Raw genomic sequence first — 23,136 nt, forward strand, 5'->3', positions numbered from 1 at the left:
GATTTCTCATAGCACAGCGGAGAAAAATCCTCCTCAACTGTCCACTGTCAATTACTCCACCGTAAATGCTGCCTCATTGGTATATATCTCAATAAAATCCCTACTCCATTCAATTATACTGTTGCACGGTTCCTCTATACTACTTATATTTAAGATTAAATCCCAATCATATTTATTATTTTCATACATCGGATCATAATATTTCACCATTAATTCTTTAATTACCCACTGAAAGTTTGAAGCTTTGATTTCACTTATATATTTATCGATATTTTTATCGCTGATGTACTTTCTTAATTTATTTAAAGCTTCTATAAGCTCTAAGTCATTATCTTGCACGTAATCTTCTGTTATATTTTTTGCTCTAAAATCTATATCTCCTATTACTTTTATGTGCTTACCATCTACCATTGATCCAAAAATAAAATCAGGTATTATTATTTTACCTATTCTTTTACTTTCACCTTCAACGAAAACTAAATTGCCATTTCTTTTCTTCAGGCTATCATATACAAGACTTTCAAACTGCTTTTGACTATATTGATCACCAAGTCCCACGCTCCCCAAAAGTGATCCCCTATGATTTGCGCAGCCTTCTAAATCTAAAGTATCGTATCCTCTTTCGGATAATTCTTTTAACATCTTTGTTTTTCCCGTTCCCGTATTACCATGAATTACAACGAACCTTATATCTTTCATTACTTCTGGCAATTTTTTATTAATATAAGCTCTGTAGCCTTTATACCCACCATCCAACTTGTAAACTCTTAATCCAAGTGCAGTTAAAAGTGAAACTATTGAACTACTTCTCATACCACCTCTAGCACAAAAAAATACAAGTGAGCTATACTTTTTTTGGAGTTCGCTTATCTTTTCATATATAGATGGTAAGTTCTTAGAGATTTCTTCTATTCCTATTCTTTTCGCTTTTTCTACACTTTCCTGCATATAAGCAGTACCTATAACTTTTCTCTGCTCATCATCAAAAAGAGGGATGTTGACTGCACCTGGAATAGTTGAACTTTTAAATTCTCCTGGACTCCTTACATCTATCAATACATATTTACCCTCATTATTATTTTCATCAATTTTGGAGTATTCTATAGTTTTCATCAATAACATTCTACATCACCTACAATTTCACTTTCTATTCTGAAGTTCTGAATCTATTATAATTAAAGTTGGCAATAACACGCTAAAAAACACCCTCCTCAACTGGAGGGTGTTTTGTCAAATAACACCTTAGTCTATAATTATTATATTAGGAATAAATAAAATATGCAAATTTTATTTCCTATGCACCCCTAGAAATCCTCTCACTAACTTCAGACTTCTTGATGTATGCATAAATAGGTAATCCTATTAAAGTAAGCCCAATTCCAAACAATGCATTCATTGTTCCAGTTAACAAGGTACTTATAACAACATATAACGCTCCAACTACGCCTATTAAAGGAATTATTGGATACAATGGAACCTTATATGAATTCTCTGTTATTAAATGTTTGAATTTTGTTCTTAACACAAATACTCCAGCTATACCAAGTATGAAAAATAACCACATAGCAAATGTAGCTAAATTAGTTAAAGTTTCAAAAGATCCAGATAGAGCGTATAGAGCAGCAAGTGTACTTTGGAATATAACTGCATTTGCAGGTGTAGCTGACTTTTCGCTTAGCTTTCCAAAGAAACCTTTAAATACAAATAAGTTATCTACAGCCATTGCATAAGGCATTCTTCCACCAGTCATTATAAATGCACTTAAGCATCCAGTGATAGAGATCAAAATTCCAGCTGCAATAAGCTTTGCACCTATTGGTCCAAATAATATAACTGAAGCGTCAGTAGCTGCTTTTGCTGAGGCAGCAACTTGAGCTACTGGCATTGTATTTATTATAGCTAAGTTAACACCTAAGTATGCTACAGTAATAATTATTAATCCAAATATTATTGCTTTAGGTAAGTCTTTAGCAGGATTTCTCATCTCTCCTGCCATATTAGCTACAGCAACCCATCCTTCATAAGCAAATAAAACTCCAAGTAACGCAGCTCCAAATCCTGATCCAGTACTAGCTGATGTTGTAAGTGGAGTAAAGTCATGAACCTTTCCCATTGAAAGGCCAGCAATGATGATTACAGCTATTGGTACTAGTTTTCCTATAGTAAATAAAGATGCAAATTTAGCACTAAACTTTGTAGAAACAATATTAACAGCTGTTAGAAATATGATAATTCCCACAGCCACTACTTTTTGTGCCATTGGTGATAAATCAATAAAACTTGTACATTGTGTTGCAAAAACTACTGCTAGTGCAGCACTCATTCCTGGATAATATATAACAGTCTGCATCCATCCAAGTAAGAATGCCCACTTCTCTCCATATAGTTCCTTTAAATAAGCAAATAATCCACCTGCTTTTGGTATAGCTGAACCTATTTCTGCAATGGTGAGCGCCCCTGTTACCGTTATAATACATCCAACTACCCAAGCAAGTATTCCGAGTCCTGGTGCCCCTGCATTTTTAAAAACTGCTGCTGGTTTAAAAAACACACCGCTACCTATAACTATACCAACTACAAGCAATGTTGCCTGCATCACATTGATATCCCTTTTTAATGTAGTTGTGTTTTCATTTGTTTTTCCCATGATTTTTCCCCCTTTTAATTAAGAATGTATATTAAAATTATTCCTAATTAGATTAAGAGCAATTTCTATGCCATTATATTTCAATATAAAAAAAGCCATAGAACCTTAATTTTGCATTGTAATTTTATTTAACATAAAAATAAAAGTGAACTTTTTTTCACTTTTATCATGAAAAAAAATTCACTTTATATCATACTCAGCAATTTTATTAAATAGTTGCCTTTTACTTATTTCAAGACATTCCGCTGCCTTTGTTACGTTTCCTTCATATTTATTGAGAACCCTAGTAATATATTCTCTTTCTATTTCTTTCCTAAATTCTCTTAGTGGAGTAAGCTCATCGAGATTATTAACTTCATTTAAGTGAAGCTTTTTTCTTTCTGGTAGGTCTTCGAATCTAACAACCCCATTTTCAGATAAAACAACAAGCCTTTCTATTATATTTCTAAGTTCTCTTATGTTTCCTGGATAATTATAAGAAAGTAAAAAATCCATTACTTCATCTTCCACTTTAATTATTTTCTTTTTTTGCTCTTTTTCACATTTCTTAAGAAAAAATTCTATAAGCATATTTAAGTCTTCTTTTCTTTCTCTTAAAGGAGGTATGTCTAGTATTATAGTATTAATTCTATAAAATAAATCCTCTCTAAATATCTCCTCGCGAATTGCCTTTTCCAGTTCTCTATTAGTAGCAGATATAAGCCTTAAATCTACATTTATACTTTTGTTACTTCCAATCATTTCAATAGATCTTGCTTCTAAAACTCTTAAAAGTTTTATCTGAACACTCACTGGCATTTCCCCGATTTCATCAAGAAATAAAGTTCCCCCATCTGCCTGTTGAAACCTCCCAACTCTTCTTTCTATAGCCCCTGTAAAAGAGCCCTTCTCATGTCCAAAAAGTTCTGACTCCAACAAATTCTCTGATAACGCCTGACAGTTTACTGCTACAAAATGCTGCTGCCTTCTATCACTAAGCTCGTGTATATATCTGGCCAATACTTCTTTGCCTACACCAGACTCTCCAGTGATAAGTATATTAACATTACTTTGTGCTGCTTTTTTGACTATATTAATAATACTTTGATACTTTATATTGTTTGTTTGCAATATATAATTATTATTATTTTGTTGATCTCTCAAAAATTCATTATCATTTTTAAGTGTCCAAAACTTCCTTATCTTTTCTATCTCCATTAATAATTCTTCTGGCCCACTATCTCTAACAAAGTAACTAAATGCTCCCTTCTTCATCGCTTGTACCGCTGTTTCAATTGACCCATAAAGGGTTAAGATTATAACCTCTATGTGAGAAAAATCCTTTTTTATTTTCTCTGTAAGTTCAATTCCATCCATTCCTGCCATTTTGAGCCCAGTTATTACTAATTTATAGTTTTCTTGTTTAAGCTTTTTTACCGCCTCGATGCCTGACATAACTATATCTGCATTATACCCCTTCTCATCCAATAACTTTTTCATAGAATGTAAGTAATCTACTTCATCATCTACAATTAGAATTTTAAAACTACCTTTAAGCCCCAAAATTTACCCCCCTCTTTAATTCAGACATTACTTCATCAAATCTTTGTAAACATATATATTTATTACATCTTGTATTAATTATGCCATACTTACTAAAGGATTTCACTTATTTTTTATCTGCATATTTCCCTTTTATATGAAATTTATTTCATTAATAGATAAGACAAAAAATCCTAGGCTATCGATAAGAGACATCAACAACCTAGGAATTTAACTCTATAATCTTATTTAGATTTAAGAAACGCTTTGAATAAGCTTAACATACAAGTATACAGGTATTCCCATAATAACAATAACAATTGTAAACAAAGCACTAATGTTTCCATTAAGAATATTGCTCAAAGCAAAATATATTACTCCTATTAAAGCTATTGTAAGAACTATTGAACATAATATAATACTTTTGTAATTTTGCCTCGACCTTAACACACTAGTTGTGAAAATTATAAAGAATAACCATGCAATAAATAAAGATAATTCAGCTAAAGTATTGAAGGATGCGCATAAAACATATAAATATGAAATCATACATTCAAATACAATAGCTTTAACGGTGATTTTTGCTTTACCTTCTAGTCTTCCGAAGAAACCTTTGAATATAAATAAGTTATCTACGGCCATAGAATGAGGTATCCTTGCCCCAATCATAAGGAATGCACTTAGCGCTATAGCAATTATAATCAATGTTCCAGCTAGAACAAGACTTTTACTAATAATGCCAAATGCCACTACTACTGTACTCAAACCCACTATAATTGCTATTGTAAGTTTTCTTCCAACCTTGTTACAAAGGATATTTATAATAGATATGAATATTATTAAACCTACCGCTAATGATTTTTGCTCTGATTCGGATAACCACATAAAGCTTGTGAATTGAACCGCAAACATTAAAGCTAATATAGCATTTATTACTGGAAATAATATAAATGTAGTTATCCATCCAAATAAAAATTCATATTTTTCTCCCAGTAATTTCTTTATATAAATACCAACTCCACTAGTCATAGGAGTCGAATCCCCTATTTTTCTCCTTAAGGTAATTATTCTTTTCTCAGTTTGTTTAATAATTCTTTGTTGCATAGAATGCTCCTCCTTTATTCAAAATGAATATACTTTATTTTAAAGCAAATACTATGCCAACAGATTTTAATATACCATAACCTTTAATGCTATAGTAGTACTAATAGTTTCCTTATATAGCTTCATAGTAAAAGTGAAAATTTTTTCATTCTTACTATGAAAAAACTAACCTTTATTAAAATCTAAGCCTTATATAAAGCTAAATACTAAAAACTTTAATTTGCCACCAATCTATTACGTCCTTCTCTCTTAGCCTGATAAAGAGCATTATCCGCTTTTGATATTAAAATTTCAAAGGTTTCTTGACTATTAGGTATTAAAGTTGCAATTCCAATACTACAGGTAACCATTGATAAAGTTTTAGAGTCTTCAAGTGGAACTGACACTTTCTCTATAGCAGAGCGAAGTTGTTCCCCAACAATTAAGGCTTTCTCTTTACTAGTTGCAGGTAAGATTACAGAGAATTCTTCTCCTCCATATCTTGCAACAATTTCTCCTTCTCTTTTAATTACCATAGATAATACCTTTGCTACAGTTTTTAGGCATTCATCTCCTGCCTGGTGCCCATAATTATCGTTATATTTTTTAAAGTAATCGATATCAAGCATAATTAATGAAAGCGGAGTCAAATTATCTGTAGCTTGCAGCCACTCTTTTTCTAAAATTTCATCAAAATGACGACGATTTGCAACACTTGTTAAACTATCAGTTTTGGAAAGCCTCTGCCATTCCTGCACAATCTTTTTACTTTCAGTTATATCTATAATATTCAATAAAACCTCAGAAATACTTCCTTCCTTATTAAATATAGGTGTGGCATTTATAGACAAAATACTCTGCCTATCTTTTAAATCTTTAAATATAAATTCAATATCTCTTACTGATTGCTTCTTCTTCATTACTTGCACAAAAGGTAATTCCTTACTCGGAAACAATTCTCCATCTAGTGTATAGATATGCCTTCTATATTCATAAAAGTTACTTTTTATGATGTTCTCTCTTTTAAGCCCAAACAGCTCCTCGATTCTCGCATTAGCAAGTGTGATTTCTCCTTTATTATTAAGCAAGATAATACCACTTGGAGTTGTTTCAATAAGCAGTGCTAGTTGTTCTTTCTTTGACCTTACCTCTTCTTCCAGTTGTATTCGCTCTGTAATGTCAAGAATGTAGGCTGTGATTCCATCCTTTGTAGGATATATTCTAATTTCATACCAAGCCTGAAGAAATGGGTAGTATTCTTTTATTGTAATAGGTATACACTCATTTACCGCCCGGTAATATTCATGGTAGGTTTTTGTCCCTACTATCCGAGGAAATTCATTCCATATAACTTTACCCATTACATCTTGTTTATTTTTTCCTAATACTTTTTCTGCCGTTTCATTTAAATAGGTAAATCTCCACTCCTTGTCTAAAGCAAAAAAAGCATCTCTTATACTTTCTAAAACATCAATATTTTTCTGATTAGATTCTATCAACTTTTCGTTTACTTCTTTACGTGCTGTAATGTCACGAGAAACACATATTATCTCCTTTACTCTCCCACCTTTATCCATAATACTCTTAAAAGATGATTCAATCCAAATGTAACCTCCATCTTTTAGCTTAAATCTATATTCTTTTCTCTTACTGCTTGGTAATTGAGTTAAAGTAAGATATAAAAAATAAAGTTTTTGAAAATCCTCTTCATGAACAAACTCATAAATTTTTCTCCCAATTAATTCCTCTTTACTGTAACCTAGTAACCCCACAACTGAAGCAGATACATATAAAAAGGCACCATCTGTTTTATGTGTTGTAATAATATCTGTTAGATTGCTCGTCATCATTTTGTAATATTCCATTCCTCTGTAGTTTCTGTGATAAGTATTCATAAATTGATAAACATGAAAACTAACAATTCCACCAAGAAATGATGTAACCCAAAAGTTAAGATAAGTGTTTTGTAATACATCAAAACTATGAATCAAGATAGATAAATTTATAGATGTTAAAACAACACCAAATATATTCATAACAGTATACTTTTTTCCAATAGATATTTTCACATTGCAAATATAGGCACAAAAGACTCCTGTAGCTAATGCTGCAATATAAGCCAACAATGATGCCTCATTAAGTTCAAACAAAGCAATTCTAAAAGTCCCAATAATAAAAGCGGATATTATGGCCGATAATGGTCCTCCATAAATAGCTGATAAAGATATTACAATATATCGCAAATCCATTACTATAATGTCAAATGTCTTATAAGAATAGACCATTAAAACCACACCTAACACTCCAAATAATATGCCTAAAATCATTTGTGTAATTGCAGTTTTACTGTCTTCCATTCGGTATTTTAAGGAAACCTGTTCAACTAAAAATATAAAAGATACAACAATAACTATATTTACAAAAAGACTGCTAATCATTAAATCCTCCATAAGTAATAGAATACTTTAATCTCTTCAGTTAAAATATCATTTATTAGATTATAAACTACAGAATTCGACATTTCAAGCACAAGTAGTACTTGCATGAGCTTACATTATAAGTAACATTAAGTATGGAAAGATTAAACGCTATAAACATTAAAATTCAAGTAACTTTTTCAGACTATGATATTAGAAATTCCTGTAGATTTCCTGAAGCAGATTATAATTTTGCTTTATGGACATTTACCTCCTATCCTTGAATATAAGCAAGCAAAAAATTCCCCCAAACCTATAAGTCTGAGGGACCATAAAAAATTCTTAACCAGCTCTATTAACACCACCGTATCAGCTATAAACTTCTAACAATCAACCTTCGACCCATTCTCGTTTCCTTGGAAACCATATACTAGATTTACGGCAAGCACTGAAAGCATCACTTATCCATCCCATTTATGAGCCATCATGCTTTTATAATACAAGGTTAATTTTTAGCGCAGGGCGTACGCCGTCACGGGCTAGACTGACATTCGCATAGCTGCGAATACTGCAACTTGGACCGACAAAAAACGCACGGGTCGCCTTGTTTCCTTGTGTTCGCAGCCACCACCAGGAACAGCCAACTTCTTCGCCGTTTCTGATTAAATCACTTATATAATTAATCAATTCCTTTACATCACACTCAGCTTCAGACAGGTTAGACAACAGCCAGTCCTCCGAATCCTCTGTTTCTTCGGATAAAAGCATATCATTTCCCTTACTTTTAGTTTTCACCTTTTTAAGCATCCTGCATATACACTGTGTACTGTAGTTTTCCTGCCTCAAGGCTTTAATGATTCTAAGCAGCTTTATTTCATACTCCCCGTAAACGCGATAGCCATTTTTACTTCTTGGGACTTCAAGAAATCCATATCTCTCCCAATTTACAATAACATTAATTGACACCTCAAGCAGTTTTGCAGTTGCTTTCCTATTTAATGAAATATTCTTTTCTTCCAGTGAATTACTGTTAAATACCTCCTGAATTACTTTCATAATCTTAAGTTCATTATCCTTTTCATTTTGTATATGTGTTAAATACTCACAGCTTAGCTCTAAAGCATTCTTCAAATCTCCTTGAGCTGCTATTTTGAACTTCAAACTTCATATAGCATTTAATCAATTCGCTTCTTAATGCAATTCTTACCAATTTCATCTGCTCCAGGTGTGTTTTGGTGTAAACCCTGTAGCCATTTTCTTTTCTTTCAACAGGAGCTATGTAGCCCCATTTCTCGTATGACATGATAGTGTTTGGATGTTTTCCCATTATTTTAGCAATTTCAGAAGTACTATAGGTTCTCATTGAACACCTCCCTCTTTGGTTACCCAAATTGCATCTCTCATTATAGCATACAACCAAAACTCTGGTGGGATAGTGGAGGGTTTTAATATTTTGACTTCAAGAACCCTCATCATCACTACTGACTAAAAACATTTACCATCTGTAAGTGTAATATTTTTAACGGCAATTATCATATTCTAATGTTCTTGCAGTTATTCCTGTTATCTGAACAATAGCCCGAAACACCTGTTACGCAGGTAAGCACTCCTAAAGGAAATTTAACCTCAATATTTTTAAGGTTGTGCTCACAAGCTACTGCTAATGCTGCCTTTTTGCATGCAATTCTTCCAGCACACTGCTTTCTACCTTTGGATTCACTGCCCTTAGAAATTTCTCAAAGGTATCGGGATAGAGAAATATTTTGCTTCCAATTCCATCCTGGAACTGAAATTTTATTAGTGTCTTCTTCTGTAACCACTCCAAGGCCATAACTGATATGCTCTACTCTTTCATTTTATCCTCTTCCTTATAATAAGTAATATAAAAAATATTGACGCGTATAATTGTTCAGCGTGAAATCAAGTAATTGGTTTCACGCTTTATTTTTTGCGTAAGATGTTTTAATTTATTAGGAAAAGAGGGAAATATAGTATGGAATTTTACATGAAATTACCAAGAAACAAGAGGGAGTTTGCATTATTTTTGTTAATTATTTCAGTTATATCACTGAATATAATTGCACCATTGATTACTTGTTTTGAAGTTGGGTTTCATATGTATGTATGGGCAGATGTGTTAAAAATAATTCCTTTTATTTGGATTTGCGTGATTGCCTTAGTTTTAATCACATATAAGCCTGCTGAATGGTTAACAGCAAGAATAGTAGAGAAAGAAGATAGTTTTAATTCACATATCGTTATAAATACTTTATGTACAGTATTTTTAATGTCAATATTTTTGACTGTAATAGGTTCATGGATAGGAAATAGACAAATGAGCATGGAGCCAATTCGAATGTTCTTTTAATATTGCAATTTCCTTTGCAGTAGAGGTATTCATTGCGCAGCCAATAGCAAGGTTAGTTATGCTGAAAATGCATCAAATTAAAGATAAAAAAAGTATATTAGAACATAAAAAGACTGCTTAGTCAGTCTTTTTATGTATGACAAATTATTTTCAACGAATTTCCTTAAATTATATAATATATCATCACTATTCTTTAACAAAGATGTAATTAAATTTTTGCACATACTCACTTCAACTTATCCTTGCGTATTTCTAAATAACAGATTCGCCCTTAAATTAATTTTCATTTCCTACATCTTTTAACAGTCCTTCAAACCATTGAACATTTACTAAATGGTGAGAAAGTGAATTTTCCAACATTCTTCTGAAATAGATAGGTATAGTTTCGTTATGCTCGAGAGATTGCTCTAATAAAGAAATTTTCTTTTTGGTTTGTTCGATTTGTATTTCTATTAGGCTTGTTAGCTCCTCGCTTTTATATTCATTAGCAAATAGCATTGCTGCATAAAAAGATAAATTTATATAATCTGTCTTAGAGCCATACTTATACATCAATTTTTCAAATTCTTTCTCCCCTAGTTCAGTGATGATATAATTACGCGTCTCTCTAGTATTGTCTAGTTGATCAACTTTTTCAATATATTGCTTTTCTTCTAATTGTTGAAGATTATAGTAGAATGACCCTTTAGTGAAATTTACTATATATTTATAGTGTCTCTCTTCCATTAAGGCTAATAATTCGTATCCGTAAGAACCTGGGTTTTGTTTTAATAAACCTAAAATTAGTAATGGTATCAAGAAAACACCTCCTTTATATTCTTTATCAAAATTATAATAGTAGTTATTTCATAATTGTAAATTTTAACCATTATTGATTTATATAAGTTGAGACTCGAATTCATCATATGATATTTTTCCTAATGCCAAATCCATACTTTTTATATATATCTTTTCTGCTTTGGTATGTGCTCTAGCATGAATAAGATTTATCAACTCATTTTCATTAATCAATGGCTTTAGTACATGTTGCTTATTAGAAAAAGCTTTAAAATATCTTAAACCAAATTTTCTTTGAGAAATTGCATCAATATGAATACCATCAGGGTTAGATGTTAAATCTGATGCTGTGACAAAGTAACAATTATCTTGTTCAAAAGTAAATTTTTGTAACTCTTGATTAACAAAGTTATATTCAGTACAGTATTTTCCAAACCCTTCTTTGCCTAAAAAATCTCCTAGACCACCAATAATGAGAGGAGTATCTGGAGCATTCAACTCCTTCCTTAGAGTCTGAATAATTAAAAGTAACTTTTTGTAATAGACTTTGTAGTTACCATTCATACAATCACTTTCTCCCTGATGCCATAGAATTCCTGTTAACTCGCTATTCTGCATAGCAAATTTAGCTTCAGTTATTGCGTGTCTAAAAAGTGCTTGATCTACAGCCCATTCATCCAGTGAGCTTCCACCTTCAGCACAAGGAATTAAGCCAATAATATCTTCTTGATTTTGACGACACCATGCATCTGCAAATGAACCGGCCAGACTTATTCCTGAAACAGGACGGTCATAATTGATGGGCTCAGTCATCATTTGCCATCTACCATTACGCAACATTTGTATTCTTTCATTATAAATCGGGGTTACTTCATGAATAAACCCTCGTCCAGCCATATTCGATTGTCCTAACATTAAAAACGATTTAACCATTTTTTTCATCCTTTCTTTCTATTTAATATTTATGAAGAACTGTTTCTCGTTCTCAATAAATATTAAGTAGTTACTTATTTATTTAATTCATTGCTTCATTAAATTTTCCCAGATATAAAACTACCAAATTCACAATTAGTCTAATTAGACTAATCACACTTAAATATTATAGTCTAATTAGACTAATTGTCAATTATATTTTTTCAGAAGTAAAGCCAAAATATAGTTTAGACGATTTAGAGAAATATTCTTTAATTGATTCACAAAAATATTTCCCCTTATTTGTTAACCGATTGATTTTATATCCAAGCCTTCCAACCGCCTCTAGAGCTACTCAATAACAAAAAATAGTCGACTAGGGTAAATACTTTTACTTCACCCCAGACGACATAAATTTTTAGTACCCTATAATTTAATTTATTTCTTGGCATTTATACTCTTACGCAAACCCGTAAAACTCTTAGTCCATGGATACATAAAACACACATGAAAAAAGGGTTAAATCTCTCTAACCCTTTGATTCCATACTATCTCTTCTCCATCCTAACAACTGTCTCCACGTGAGGTGTGTGAGGAAACATATCCATAAGCTTAACCATCTCAACCTTGTATCCAGCTTCCTGAAGCACCTTCAAATCCGTAACCAAAGTCTTTGGATTACAAGATACATAAACAATGTTTGGTGAATTAAACTTAATAACATAATCCAAAGCCACAGGATGTACTCCTGGTCTTGGTGGATCTAAAATTATAACATCAGGCTTATCTTTTATCGTCTTAATAACCTCAGTAACATCACCAGCTATAAAGTGACAATTATTTAGTCCATTTAATTCTGCATTTTCGTTAGCTGACTTCACAGCTTCCTCTATAAGTTCAACTCCCAAAACTTTTTTAGCCTTAGGTGCCACAATCTGTCCAATCGTTCCTGTACCGCAGTACAAGTCAAAAACTACTTTAGATGAGGCATCTCCTAAAAAGTCCTTTACAATGCTGTATAGTTTCTCTGCCCCTCTAGAATTAGTTTGAAAGAACGATTCTGGAGAAATCTTAAACTTAAGCCCTAAAAGTTCTTCAATTATGTAATCCCTTCCATAAAGAACCTCTACGCTGTCAGCTTGAACTACATCGGAGAAGCTGTCATTTATGGTATGTAATATTCCTTTTAGTTCTCCTTCATAACTCAGCCCTTTAAGAATCTCTGTAATTTCTTCAAAATTAAACTCTATTTGTGAGGTAGTCACTATGTTTATCAATACTTCCCCTGTATTTCTTCCTTTTCTCACAACAAGATTTCGTAAAAAACCCTCACGTTTCATTACCCTATAGTAAGGAAGCTCTTTTCCTCTGAAGTAGTTTACTACTGTATCTAGAATAACTCTAAAATCAGTATCAACTATTTGGCATCCATGAACATTCACTATGCCAAAGCTTTTTCCTTTAATATGCATGCCTAAGGTAAGTTCTCCCCCTTTTTCTTCATCACCAAAGGTGAACTCCATTTTATTTCTATATTCAAGTTCATCTGGGCTTTTTTCGATACCTAGAAATTCAAAATCTTTAATGCCAGCATCACTAAATAGCTCTAAAACCTGTTCAACTTTTAACTCTAATTGTTTATCATATGGTAAGAACTGAGAAGTACACCCTCCACATAAATTAAAATGCGGACAAGTTGGTTCTACTGCATAATTTACGTTATCTATTACTTCTGTTATCTTTGCTTCTGCATATTCTTTTCTCTTTTTTGTGACTCTTGCTCTAACCTTCTGACCTGGCACTGCGTTTTTTATAAAAACTTTAAGTCCATCCATTTCTGCTATTCCTGTACCAGGAAATTGAGTTTTTTCTATATTAAATTCATATTCATTACCTTTTCTCAACTTTTGATCTTCTCCTTCTTATGCTTATCTTTTGCCAAACTTTTGTCCTATTGTTTTACCATGCTTTGATATGTTCATTATAGGTGTGTATAAAACTAGTATTATTAAGAATATTATTATGTATACGCCTTTTTTATCTGCAACATAATATCCAAATATTAATCTTAGAATAAGATCAAATAAAAACAATACTGCAACAGATAAAACTGCTGTTACTGCTGTGTCTAATAGCGATGCTCTTAATTCCTTCATAAGAAGGTTTACTTTTACATTTTTATTACCATCTTTTTCGTTTTCAATACTATCTATAGTTATTACCTCTGACCCATTATTATTTAATGCTGCCAAAATTTTAGCTCTTTCTATCGCTTGAGTTTCTTCAAGATTTTTTGTTTTTAACTCTTCTAAAAATTGTTTTTTAGCTTCCTCTTCATCCACAATAATTTCTTCTTTAATCTCATCCTTTTCTTCCATATTTTGACCCTCCTATATTTTTCTTCTTATCTCGCATTTCTTGTAACTAGTCTTATCAAATTTATAAATATGTATCAATAAACAAAGTTCTTAACACTAGAGTGGTTTTGACTCCACTTTGTGCTTAGAACTCGTTATCCGATGACTACCCGCTCTTTACTCCCTCTTGGTATTAGAGGGGGTAATTATCAGATAAAACCTTTTAGTTTAAATTTTAACTCATAACAAATATATTATGCTACACTATTCCCTATATGTAAATAGTTATGAAAAAATACTTTATCCAGTAAACTGTAAACTTTGCCTATGCTATTGCACTATAATTACGAATTTGGTATAATACACAAATCCTTAACTTAAAAGCAGAAACATTTTTTTTACACTTTGTTTTTAAATTGTACATATATAAAATCTATAATTTAAAATAGTTAATTACATATATATTTGGAGGATTTCAAATGAAAAAGATAACTCTCATTATGAGTCACTATATAGACTTATTTTTATTTATTGTATTAGTGACAACAAAAACTATAATTTATGGTAAGCAACTGCAACCTGAATATTTTTCATACACTTCACTATTTCCACCTGTACTTGCTTCTATCTTGACACTAGCAGCCATATCCCTTTTTTTTAATAGTAAAACTCATATAAAATTTTTATATATGTGTAATTTATTTATTACTATCTTTATAATAAGTGACCTAACATATTTTAGATACTTCAAGGATGTAATATCCATACCCGTATTGATAAATGGACTTGAACTTGGGGCTGTTAAATCTAGTGTAGCTACTCTAGTTAAGGTAGATGATTTTCTTTATGCCTTAGACATTATAATTTTATTTCCACTAATTAAGCTTTTTAAACGCAAAACTAGTATAAGAATCCCCTTATGTTCTTGTAATATAAATCTAGAATCACTTAACTGTAAGTTTAATGATACAACTAAAGTTCCTGTAATTATGAAATTTTCTCTTTTATTAATACTACTATTATTTAGTCTAAGTGTTAACATTAAAAGCTTTTACTCTTTATCAAAAGAACAACCAAGACTTTTAAGCACAATGTACAATAAAGTATATATAGTAAAAAAACTCGGAACGGTTAATTATCACTTTCTTGACTTTTATAACTCAATGTATGCTAGTGTAGGTAGAAAAACTCCAGTTTCCAAGATAAAGGAAAAAGAGATAAAAACTTTCCTTCATACTAACTCTTCTGCCAGTACTAATTTAAGAGGAATTGCAAAAGGTAAAAACTTGATTATGATTCAGGTAGAGGCTCTTCAAGGATTCACCATAAATAGTAAAGTAGAAGGTCAGGAAGTAACCCCAAACCTAAATAAATGGGTGAGTCGCAGTGTATATTTTGACAATCTATTCTATCAAACTGCTGCTGGTGGAACATCAGATGCAGAGTTTATGACTAATAATTCCTTATATCCTGCCCCTTCTGGTGCTGCCTACTTTTTATATGCAGGAAACAAATTTAATTCAATGCCTGAAAGTTTTAAAAAGGCTGGATACGATACTGCTGCATTGCACGGTTTTAGGGAAACCTTCTGGAATAGAAATATAATGTACAAAAAACTAGGTTTTAACAACTTCTACGGAGAAAAAAGTTATAATATTGATGAAAATGTAGGTCTCGGTCTAAGTGATAAGTCATTCTTAAGTCAATCTATTGATAAGATAAAAAACTTAAATAAACCTTACTTTGGATTTTTAATAACTTTAAGCAGCCACTTTCCTTATGATGACCCTACAAAATATGGAACTTTTAATGTTGGACCATATGAGGGAACTCTTCTAGGAAATTACCTTAAAGCTATTCATTATACAGATACACAGCTAGGAATATTTCTTGAACAGCTAGAAAAAGAAGGTATTTTAAAGGATTCAATAATTGTTCTATATGGTGATCACTATGCTATTCCAAAAGATAACCAAAATGAACTATCAAAATTTCTAGATAAGCCTACTATATCAGATTTAGATTGGATTAAACTTCAAAAAGTACCTATGATGATTCATTTCCCAGATGAGTCCCAAAAAGGTGTGAATAACATTTATGCAGGACAAATGGATGTCTACCCAACTATCTGCAACCTATTTGAGTTACCTAATAAGAATCTCATGGGTAAAGACTTGTTTAATTCTAAAGATGGAAAAGTAATTTTTAGAGATGGCTCTTTTACGGATGGAACTTATTATTACATGGCTCAGTCTAATACCTATTATGATATTTCTACTGGTGAAAAGGCAAGTGAGACTGAAGTTCTTAAAAATAAAAAGGACGATGCTATAAGTCAGTTGGATTATTCTGACGATATCTTAAAGCATGATCTATTTAAAAAATTCCAATTAGAAGAAAAATAACCAAAAGGATTGCATCTTGAAGTGATGCAATCCTTTTGGTTATTTTTTATTTACTACTTTTTTACATTTCTTTCTGTAGTGTACATGCGTATTTTATGATAAAATTAAACTTGGACAAATAACTTAATATAATAGGAGATGTTTTTATGACAATGAGTCTAATATTTTTATGCATAGCTGGATTCTTCGCTGCTTTTATTGACTCTATTGCTGGAGGTGGCGGTATTATAAGCGTTCCCGCATTTTTACTTGCTGGTGTTCCGCCTCATTTAGCTTTAGGAACCAATAAATTTTCCTCTTCCTGTGCATCCTTCACTAGTTCGATTAAATTTGCACAATCTGGAAAGGTAGACTTAAATATTTTGAAATATCTTATTCCATTTACTCTAGTTGGAGCTGTACTCGGTGTTAATACCGTTTTAAGTATTGATGCAAAATATTTAAACACTATAGTACTTATGCTATTATTATGTGTTGGAGCATATAGCCTTTTTTCCAAAAGTGTAGGAATGGAAGATAAATTTGAATCTCTAAATAAAAAGAACATAATTCTAGGGATACTTCTTGCATTGTCAATGGGATTTTATGATGGCTTTTTTGGACCTGGAACGGGATCTTTTTTAATTTTTGGGCTTATATCTATATACGGATTTGATTTTGTACGTTCTGGAGGTAATGGAAAGGTACTAAACTTTGCAAGTAATATTGCTTCTTTAGTTATGTTCGCTATAAAAGGATCAATCAACTATAAGATAGGCATCCCAGTAGCTATCTTTATGATCATTGGCGCAAGATTTGGAACTAGGGTTGCTCTTTCAAAGGGTGCCAAGCTTATGAAACCTATATTTGTCGCTATGTCTTTAGCAGTGGCCGTTAAAATGCTTTACGGAATGGTTAAATAAAAAAGGATTTATTGGATTAATGAAGAATTAACCTTAAGAAGATAAAAACTTTAATAAAGTTGATTAGACTGAGGGGGATTTTTACAATGCTAAAAAGAATCAAACTAAACATGGACTTAATTGAAGCTATGCTTTACTACTGGCAAGCTACTAACGACAAAGAAAAAGTATCTGAAAAATATTTAAATGATTTAGCTTCTATGTCTGGACTTACGCTTATTTATGATAATGAGTTTAATGCTGAGTCTGTTCGTAAAGTATTAAGTGCTATTACAAATAGGGAACCTTTTTCTTCTCCTATAAAAAAGGAAGGAAGATTCTGGAATAATAATATGTGGATGATAGAAGACTTAGGCTATACTAATTTAATGATTCAACCTTTAAAAAAGTTAAATCTCGACATACTTTTAGAAGGACTACAGAATACATCCGTTGGTGAAAAATTTGAAGAATTAGAAGTTATAATATCACCAATGCACTTAGATGAGTATAAACTAATAGATAACAAGTTAATTATAAACTTCTTTAGAGTAAAACCTAGCGACATTGATGATAGTATTTCTATAGATGGAAAAGAAATTAAAGAATACATCGAAGAAAAATTAAAAGAATTGATTTAAATATTTGCGGAAAGTGGACAGTTTTTAATTGTCCACTTTCTACTATTAACTAACAGATGTATCTTAATGATTAAGTTAAAGGGGAATTGCTATGGATATAATATTAGACTTTGATTTTAAATTAGATAAGAATATTGTAATTAACACATTAAAATCTTACTGCGAATTTATAACCGAGAGCGATATAAATTCTATCTATGATTCACTACTTCCTACCCTCTACGAATCCGTTCAACCAGTTGCTGTTTTTGCCATAGATGAAAAAGATGAAGATTTTCAATTTGATGTAATTCACGATTGCAATTATGTGATTTATTGTGTAATTACCATGGGTGATAAATGTACTGAGAAAGTTAATGAACTTTTTTCATACGGAAAAATGAAAGAGGCTATGGTATTAGATGCTATGGCTACTTCTTATCTATTTGAAATTAGCTCTCAGTTATTTACTCACATTTATAATAAAACTAATAGACAAGGCATGGGGCTTAGTTGCAGGATTGCACCCGGGGATGGTGAAATACCTTTATGGTATCAAAAAAATATATTAGGTAAGTTAGATGCAGAAACCTTTTTAGGTATTCATATGATTGACGACTGTATGTTATCTTCTTTACGAAGTATGGCATATATTTACGGGGCAGATAAGAAAAGAGAGCTTAATAAAAAAGACCATGATTGCAGTAGATGTAATAACCGTGACTACTGCAGTATTAAAAAATTATAGAAAGGATGGCTTGTTATGTGGACTATTCTTATTTCATTATTAGTAGGTGTACTGATAGGTTATTTTATTACTTTATCAGATAAACAACAAAAAATTAATGGAAAGATACAACAAATAGGTGTAGTTTTTATGTTATTTTGCATGGGTGCTTCTGCCGGAGCAAATAAATCAATTGTAAGTAATTTAAAAAACATAGGTCAAATATCCATTACCTTTGCTGTATTAACTTCATTCTTTAGTATTATCCTAGTTTTCTTTATAACTTCACGATTTATGAAAGCGAGGGAAAGCAATGACTAAAATAATATTATCAGCAGTTATAGTCGGTATGCTTTGCGGATATTTTATAATGCCTGAGAATTTAGTTAACAATTTAGGCACACTATCCACTATAGCACTAAATTTCTTAATATTATCTGTCGGAATAGATGTGGGCTCGAATAAAAACTTGCTCAGAGATTTAAAAAAGAATGGATTTAGAATTATTTTAATTCCTCTATGTATTATAGTAGGAAGTTTAATAGGAGGCCTATCTACAGCTATAATTTATGGACTGCCATTAAGGTCAAGCTTATCTATAGCTTCAGGCTTTGGTTGGTACAGTCTTTCTGGAATTATGCTTACAAACTTAGACAATGCACAAGTTGGAACTATAGCTTTTCTCACAAATGTATTTAGAGAACTTATAGCTGTTATACTAATTCCTATACTGGCTTCAAAACTTAACCACTATACTTCCATAGCACCTGCTGGCGCAACCTCTATGGATACCACACTACCACTAATCGCAAAAGCAACAACTCCAGAGATTGCGGTAATATCATTCTTAAATGGAGCCATACTAACTTCTTTAGTCCCTATTTTTATAACTTTCTTCTATACTCTTTAATTAAACTGTTGTTTAGCTTTGTGAAGTTGTGCATACCTGACTTATCATCACTCTTAATTATAACACGCTATATAAGTAGCTTAAATCCAAAACTTTCAAGTAATAATATACCTATATCAGTAGCACATTTAACTATTTTTCTATAACTCTTAGCGAAAGAAATAAAGAAAGACTAAGAACTTTTGATTGTCTGAGCGTTAGCGAGTTTCAAAAGTTTTTAGTCTTTCTTTACTTTTAGCTTTAGAGTTATTAAAAACAGCTAATAATGTGGAAGATATAGGTACATTATTACTTTGCTCTATTTTAATTTTAATTCTATCCTCTATGCTACTTTATCTTTTCTTTGCCCTTTAATTTTATTCTCATATCTACTATACATAACTACTGCAACTATAGTAAAGAATATTGGTCCAGCTACCATCCATATTGTATCAGACATTTGTCCATGCATAGCTGGCTCTATTATAGTAAAGAAGTTAGCAAAACCTACAGTAAATGTAACTACAATTGAAGCTATTAAAGCACTAGTATGGCTTTTATAAACTTCAAATGGCTTTTTAATTTCTTTTTTCTTCTTAAATGAGGCAAATGCTCCTGATAAAAATAGGTAAGGTAGTGTCATTGCTACGTTAGTCATTAGTACTAATTTTGAGAAGAATTGAGCTGCTCCTTCTCCACCAAATGATACTAATAAAACAAATATTATAACAGTTATACACTGAATCCACATAGCATTTTTAGGCATACCATCTTCAACTACTCCCATTTTGCCAGGCCATAATTCAGCTGGAGTCCCTTCTATTAATTGCTTTAGTGGAGCATATGATAGTGTAAAGAATGCTCCTGTTAACGCTAAGAACATTGATAACCCAACGAATCTAGCAACCCAAGCACCTACTGTTAACGCACTTGCTTCTGCCATGCCAAGACCTAGTCCCAATTGATATCCTAAATTTTGCATTACTACGTATGCAACATTACCCATGTGTACTCCTTTTCCAGATAACACTTGAGTCCAGTTAGTGAATATACCACACAGAAATATACCTAATGAATATCCTATTGAAATAACTATAGCAGCAATTGTAACACCCTTAGGGAATGTCTTTTCTGGATTCTCAGTTTGATCAACCAATCCACCAACAACTTCAATTCCACCGTAGGCAAATATTGCGAAAACTAAGAATGATAAAACTGAAAGTGGGTTTCCATACTTAGGATTTGGCGACTGCACAAATGCTTGTGAAGTAACAGCTTCTGCCAAATGACCGCCATTAGCTATTAAAACAACCACTGCACCAACTAATAGTACGATATTTAATAATGCAACTGCAGTACCACCTACAGATGTTACTTTAGTTATTTTTTCTAGTCCTCTAGATGCTATATAAGTTACAAAGATAATCCATAGAACACCTAGTAATCCTAATGTTTGAGTTGAATTTAAACCTAGTATCATCCAAGTAGCCGTTGTATCCTTTCCAAATATAGCATTTGATAAAGGAATCCATATTGAAGAACATATGTTAACCATCCAAATTACGTAAGATGCAAACCACATGAATGTTCCTATGAACGCATATTTGGGTCCAACAGACTTTTCCATCCATGAGTAAATACCACCTTTTTCACTTTTAAATGCCGCACCGTATTCTGCCATCATAAATGCATAAGGTATAAAAAATGTTATTCCAGATGCAATGTACCAAGGAATGGCACTATATCCCATTAGATAAAAAGATCTAGGCATGTTCGCAAATCCAAATACTGAAGTAAAAATCATTAAAACCAATGATACCAACGTTAACTTTTTGCTAGCGTTTACATTTCCTGACATGTATTTTCCCTCTCTTTCAGTGTACTTTATTTAAAAATTAACAAATAAGCGAATCCTATTATAAACTATTATAGCTGCTTTTACAACATATTATGCCATTTTTTTATTTTTTATGACATTTCAAAGTGATAATCCAACATCTAAAAAGAAGTGCTTTTAATTTAAAAAGAAAATCTCTTGAGATAACTTCTCAAGAGATTTTGGCTAATTTCCTACTTATAATTTAATTTTGATGATTTCCTTTTCCTAGTCTTTTTATATACCATGTCTGATGTTATTGCAAGAAGTAAAAATGCTGATAGCAATATTTGCAATTTCTCTCCTATTATAGGGTTAAAATAAGTAGCTACCTGAATCAACAATAAAATGCTGCCTGTAATAATAAGAAAATTCACCTTGAAGTTTATATACTTTTTATCTATGCCTTCTGCATCAAGCATCAGCTTCTTTCTAACCGCTTTACTATATTTCATTCCTAAGCCTTGAATAACACCTGTAAACCCAAGAAGTGTCATTAAACTAGTCATCATGCTGCTATTTGGATCCATTCCTAATACCTCCAATTTACTAATTTAATTAGTATAATAAAATAATACCTTAATAAAAATTATACCATGTACATACTCAAATTTCAAAATCTTTCGTAAAATTAACTGCTAGCAAATTAATGACAAAATGTCGTAGAATTTTTGATCTCTTCTAGTATTTGAATTTAATATTGGATAATGATATCATTTAATTATAATTTTACCATAAATTAAAAGGAGTGACTTTTTTGAAACTAAATAAAATTAAAGGAAATACTTATTACATTAATGCTGCTGTTAATTCTGGTATTTTCATATTTAAAAATAAAAATTGCCTTATAATTGATACCGCTATAAACAATACAGAGGCAAAAAAACTAGAACAGGTCCTTTTAGAAAATAACCTTCATCCCAAGTACATAATAAATACTCATAACCATTTGGATCATTGTGGTGGTAACCTCTATTTTCAGAAAAACTATCCTGGTTGCCTAGTCTATACTTCTTTAAAAGAAAAATTATTTATGGAAAATCAAGAAATTCAAGCTTCTATACTTTCATCTTCTACACCTATTAAAGGAATAGATAAAAATAATAAACCAATCAGCGTAGATTTTGTACTTGAATATGGTACAAATAAAATAAACGATGAAAAATTTGAAGTCATTTCACTAAAAGGTCATTCAATAGATCAAATCGGAATAATAACTCCTGAAAAAGTTTGTTTTCTTGGAGATTCAATATTTAGCAGTGAAATCCTGCAAAAATATTCTTTTCCTTATCTTTATGATATAGAAGAAAGTATCAATTCACTAAATAAAATAAAAGAAATAGATGCAGATTACTTTATTATAAGCCATAGTGATAAGGTATTAAATAAAGAAGAAATCATAGATCTTTCAGATAAAAATTTGGAGAATATTGAAAATTACAAAAAACAAATTTTAGATTTGCTCGATCAACCTTTAACTCGCGAAAATCTACTAGAAAATATCACTGTTTTAAACGATTTATCTCTTAACTTTTACCAATATCACTTAAACTTTGGCGGGATTTCAGCATTTATAACTTATTTATATTCCAAAGGGCTAATTGACTATTCAATAGAAGATGGTAATTTATATTACTTTAAAAAGGCCGAATAATT

General features: G+C 31.4%; 22 protein-coding genes. 8 read left to right on the forward strand and 14 right to left on the reverse strand.

What is annotated here, in order from left to right; genetic code table 11:
• Positions 1–51 precede the first annotated feature (51 nt).
• From mnmH to AC0N0V_RS19195, 8 genes are all read right to left on the reverse strand, one after another.
• Positions 52–1,122: a tRNA 2-selenouridine(34) synthase MnmH gene (gene mnmH / locus AC0N0V_RS19160; protein ID WP_474460374.1), complete on the reverse strand. Its 1,071-nt coding sequence runs from the start codon at positions 1,120–1,122 to the stop codon at positions 52–54.
• Between the two features lie 172 nt (positions 1,123–1,294).
• Entirely contained in the window at positions 1,295–2,647 is a 1,353-nt protein-coding gene (locus AC0N0V_RS19165; protein ID WP_474460375.1) for an APC family permease, read from the reverse strand.
• A 180-nt stretch (positions 2,648–2,827) separates the two neighbouring features.
• Entirely contained in the window at positions 2,828–4,189 is a 1,362-nt protein-coding gene (locus AC0N0V_RS19170) for a sigma-54-dependent transcriptional regulator (protein ID WP_474460377.1), read from the reverse strand.
• Between the two features lie 234 nt (positions 4,190–4,423).
• Complete coding sequence (locus AC0N0V_RS19175) at positions 4,424–5,272, reverse strand: APC family permease (RefSeq protein WP_474460378.1); 849 nt, start codon at positions 5,270–5,272, stop codon at positions 4,424–4,426.
• 215 nt (positions 5,273–5,487) lie between these two features.
• Complete coding sequence (locus AC0N0V_RS19180) at positions 5,488–7,689, reverse strand: diguanylate cyclase (RefSeq protein WP_474460379.1); 2,202 nt, start codon at positions 7,687–7,689, stop codon at positions 5,488–5,490.
• Between the two features lie 471 nt (positions 7,690–8,160).
• Entirely contained in the window at positions 8,161–8,799 is a 639-nt protein-coding gene (locus AC0N0V_RS19185) for a helix-turn-helix domain-containing protein (RefSeq protein ID WP_474460380.1), read from the reverse strand.
• Complete coding sequence (locus AC0N0V_RS19190; RefSeq protein WP_474460381.1) at positions 8,771–9,031, reverse strand: MerR family transcriptional regulator; 261 nt, start codon at positions 9,029–9,031, stop codon at positions 8,771–8,773. The genes AC0N0V_RS19185 and AC0N0V_RS19190 overlap by 29 nt, the downstream gene beginning before the upstream one ends.
• Positions 9,032–9,328: 297 nt before the next feature.
• On the reverse strand, positions 9,329–9,499 hold the full coding sequence (locus AC0N0V_RS19195; RefSeq protein ID WP_474460383.1) for a hypothetical protein: 171 nt from the start codon (positions 9,497–9,499) through the stop codon (positions 9,329–9,331).
• 162 nt (positions 9,500–9,661) lie between these two features.
• On the opposite strand from AC0N0V_RS19195, the gene AC0N0V_RS19200 reads away from it, so the two are divergent.
• Positions 9,662–10,036 (forward strand): hypothetical protein, encoded by a 375-nt coding sequence (locus tag AC0N0V_RS19200; protein ID WP_474460384.1) that lies wholly within the window; start codon positions 9,662–9,664, stop codon positions 10,034–10,036.
• A gap of 276 nt (positions 10,037–10,312) precedes the next feature.
• Here AC0N0V_RS19200 and AC0N0V_RS19205 read toward each other — a convergent pair whose 3' ends face one another.
• From AC0N0V_RS19205 to AC0N0V_RS19220, 4 genes are all read right to left on the reverse strand, one after another.
• The gene (locus AC0N0V_RS19205; RefSeq protein ID WP_474460385.1) at positions 10,313–10,834 is read right to left on the reverse strand and encodes a PadR family transcriptional regulator; all 522 of its coding nucleotides are present in this window, start codon (positions 10,832–10,834) and stop codon (positions 10,313–10,315) included.
• Positions 10,835–10,912: 78 nt separating this feature from the next.
• Positions 10,913–11,746, reverse strand: a complete 834-nt coding sequence (locus tag AC0N0V_RS19210) for a sialate O-acetylesterase (protein WP_474464591.1) — start codon at positions 11,744–11,746, stop codon at positions 10,913–10,915.
• Positions 11,747–12,273: 527 nt separating this feature from the next.
• Positions 12,274–13,629 carry a 23S rRNA (uracil(1939)-C(5))-methyltransferase RlmD gene (gene rlmD / locus AC0N0V_RS19215; protein ID WP_474460386.1) on the reverse strand — a complete coding sequence of 452 codons (1,356 nt, stop codon included), beginning with the start codon at positions 13,627–13,629 and terminating at the stop codon, positions 12,274–12,276.
• 24 nt (positions 13,630–13,653) lie between these two features.
• Entirely contained in the window at positions 13,654–14,103 is a 450-nt protein-coding gene (locus AC0N0V_RS19220) for a hypothetical protein (RefSeq protein WP_474460387.1), read from the reverse strand.
• Between the two features lie 458 nt (positions 14,104–14,561).
• On the opposite strand from AC0N0V_RS19220, the gene AC0N0V_RS19225 reads away from it, so the two are divergent.
• From AC0N0V_RS19225 to AC0N0V_RS19250, 6 genes are all read left to right on the forward strand, one after another.
• Positions 14,562–16,487 carry an LTA synthase family protein gene (locus AC0N0V_RS19225; protein WP_474460388.1) on the forward strand — a complete coding sequence of 642 codons (1,926 nt, stop codon included), beginning with the start codon at positions 14,562–14,564 and terminating at the stop codon, positions 16,485–16,487.
• 146 nt (positions 16,488–16,633) lie between these two features.
• Complete coding sequence (locus tag AC0N0V_RS19230) at positions 16,634–17,389, forward strand: TSUP family transporter (protein ID WP_474460389.1); 756 nt, start codon at positions 16,634–16,636, stop codon at positions 17,387–17,389.
• A gap of 86 nt (positions 17,390–17,475) precedes the next feature.
• Positions 17,476–18,009 carry a TDE2712 family protein gene (locus tag AC0N0V_RS19235; RefSeq protein ID WP_474460390.1) on the forward strand — a complete coding sequence of 178 codons (534 nt, stop codon included), beginning with the start codon at positions 17,476–17,478 and terminating at the stop codon, positions 18,007–18,009.
• Between the two features lie 91 nt (positions 18,010–18,100).
• A complete protein-coding gene (locus AC0N0V_RS19240; RefSeq protein WP_474460391.1) occupies positions 18,101–18,736 on the forward strand; it encodes a 5-methyltetrahydrofolate--homocysteine methyltransferase in 636 nt (211 codons plus the stop codon).
• 15 nt (positions 18,737–18,751) lie between these two features.
• Positions 18,752–19,036 (forward strand): aspartate-alanine antiporter-like transporter, encoded by a 285-nt coding sequence (locus AC0N0V_RS19245; protein ID WP_474460392.1) that lies wholly within the window; start codon positions 18,752–18,754, stop codon positions 19,034–19,036.
• A complete protein-coding gene (locus tag AC0N0V_RS19250) occupies positions 19,029–19,625 on the forward strand; it encodes a LysO family transporter (RefSeq protein WP_474460393.1) in 597 nt (198 codons plus the stop codon). The genes AC0N0V_RS19245 and AC0N0V_RS19250 overlap by 8 nt, the downstream gene beginning before the upstream one ends.
• A 322-nt stretch (positions 19,626–19,947) precedes the next feature.
• On the opposite strand, the gene yjeM is transcribed toward AC0N0V_RS19250, so the two are convergent.
• Positions 19,948–21,462 carry a glutamate/gamma-aminobutyrate family transporter YjeM gene (yjeM, locus tag AC0N0V_RS19255; protein ID WP_474460394.1) on the reverse strand — a complete coding sequence of 505 codons (1,515 nt, stop codon included), beginning with the start codon at positions 21,460–21,462 and terminating at the stop codon, positions 19,948–19,950.
• A gap of 212 nt (positions 21,463–21,674) precedes the next feature.
• A complete protein-coding gene (locus tag AC0N0V_RS19260) occupies positions 21,675–22,010 on the reverse strand; it encodes a hypothetical protein (protein ID WP_474460395.1) in 336 nt (111 codons plus the stop codon).
• Positions 22,011–22,237: 227 nt separating this feature from the next.
• Here AC0N0V_RS19260 and AC0N0V_RS19265 point away from each other — a divergent pair, with 227 nt between their 5' ends.
• Positions 22,238–23,134, forward strand: coding sequence for an MBL fold metallo-hydrolase (locus AC0N0V_RS19265; RefSeq protein ID WP_474460396.1), 897 nt, complete (start codon positions 22,238–22,240; stop codon positions 23,132–23,134).
• The last annotated feature ends 2 nt before the right edge of the window (positions 23,135–23,136 follow it).

Source organism: Clostridium sp. CS1-1, from assembly GCF_056135525.1.

Coding starts and splice junctions, on each gene's coding strand:
- AC0N0V_RS19220 (WP_474460387.1), bottom strand. CDS start 14,103: ATGGAAGAAAAGGATGAGATTAAAGAAGAAATTATTGTGGATGAAGAG.
- AC0N0V_RS19180 (WP_474460379.1), bottom strand. CDS start 7,689: ATGATTAGCAGTCTTTTTGTAAATATAGTTATTGTTGTATCTTTTATA.
- AC0N0V_RS19225 (WP_474460388.1), top strand. CDS start 14,562: ATGAAAAAGATAACTCTCATTATGAGTCACTATATAGACTTATTTTTA.
- mnmH (WP_474460374.1), bottom strand. CDS start 1,122: ATGTTATTGATGAAAACTATAGAATACTCCAAAATTGATGAAAATAAT.
- AC0N0V_RS19175 (WP_474460378.1), bottom strand. CDS start 5,272: ATGCAACAAAGAATTATTAAACAAACTGAGAAAAGAATAATTACCTTA.
- AC0N0V_RS19240 (WP_474460391.1), top strand. CDS start 18,101: ATGGATATAATATTAGACTTTGATTTTAAATTAGATAAGAATATTGTA.
- AC0N0V_RS19210 (WP_474464591.1), bottom strand. CDS start 11,746: ATGGTTAAATCGTTTTTAATGTTAGGACAATCGAATATGGCTGGACGA.
- AC0N0V_RS19245 (WP_474460392.1), top strand. CDS start 18,752: ATGTGGACTATTCTTATTTCATTATTAGTAGGTGTACTGATAGGTTAT.
- AC0N0V_RS19260 (WP_474460395.1), bottom strand. CDS start 22,010: ATGGATCCAAATAGCAGCATGATGACTAGTTTAATGACACTTCTTGGG.
- AC0N0V_RS19200 (WP_474460384.1), top strand. CDS start 9,662: ATGGAATTTTACATGAAATTACCAAGAAACAAGAGGGAGTTTGCATTA.
- yjeM (WP_474460394.1), bottom strand. CDS start 21,462: ATGTCAGGAAATGTAAACGCTAGCAAAAAGTTAACGTTGGTATCATTG.
- AC0N0V_RS19165 (WP_474460375.1), bottom strand. CDS start 2,647: ATGGGAAAAACAAATGAAAACACAACTACATTAAAAAGGGATATCAAT.
- AC0N0V_RS19190 (WP_474460381.1), bottom strand. CDS start 9,031: ATGAGAACCTATAGTACTTCTGAAATTGCTAAAATAATGGGAAAACAT.
- AC0N0V_RS19195 (WP_474460383.1), bottom strand. CDS start 9,499: ATGGCCTTGGAGTGGTTACAGAAGAAGACACTAATAAAATTTCAGTTC.
- AC0N0V_RS19230 (WP_474460389.1), top strand. CDS start 16,634: ATGACAATGAGTCTAATATTTTTATGCATAGCTGGATTCTTCGCTGCT.
- AC0N0V_RS19250 (WP_474460393.1), top strand. CDS start 19,029: ATGACTAAAATAATATTATCAGCAGTTATAGTCGGTATGCTTTGCGGA.
- AC0N0V_RS19235 (WP_474460390.1), top strand. CDS start 17,476: ATGCTAAAAAGAATCAAACTAAACATGGACTTAATTGAAGCTATGCTT.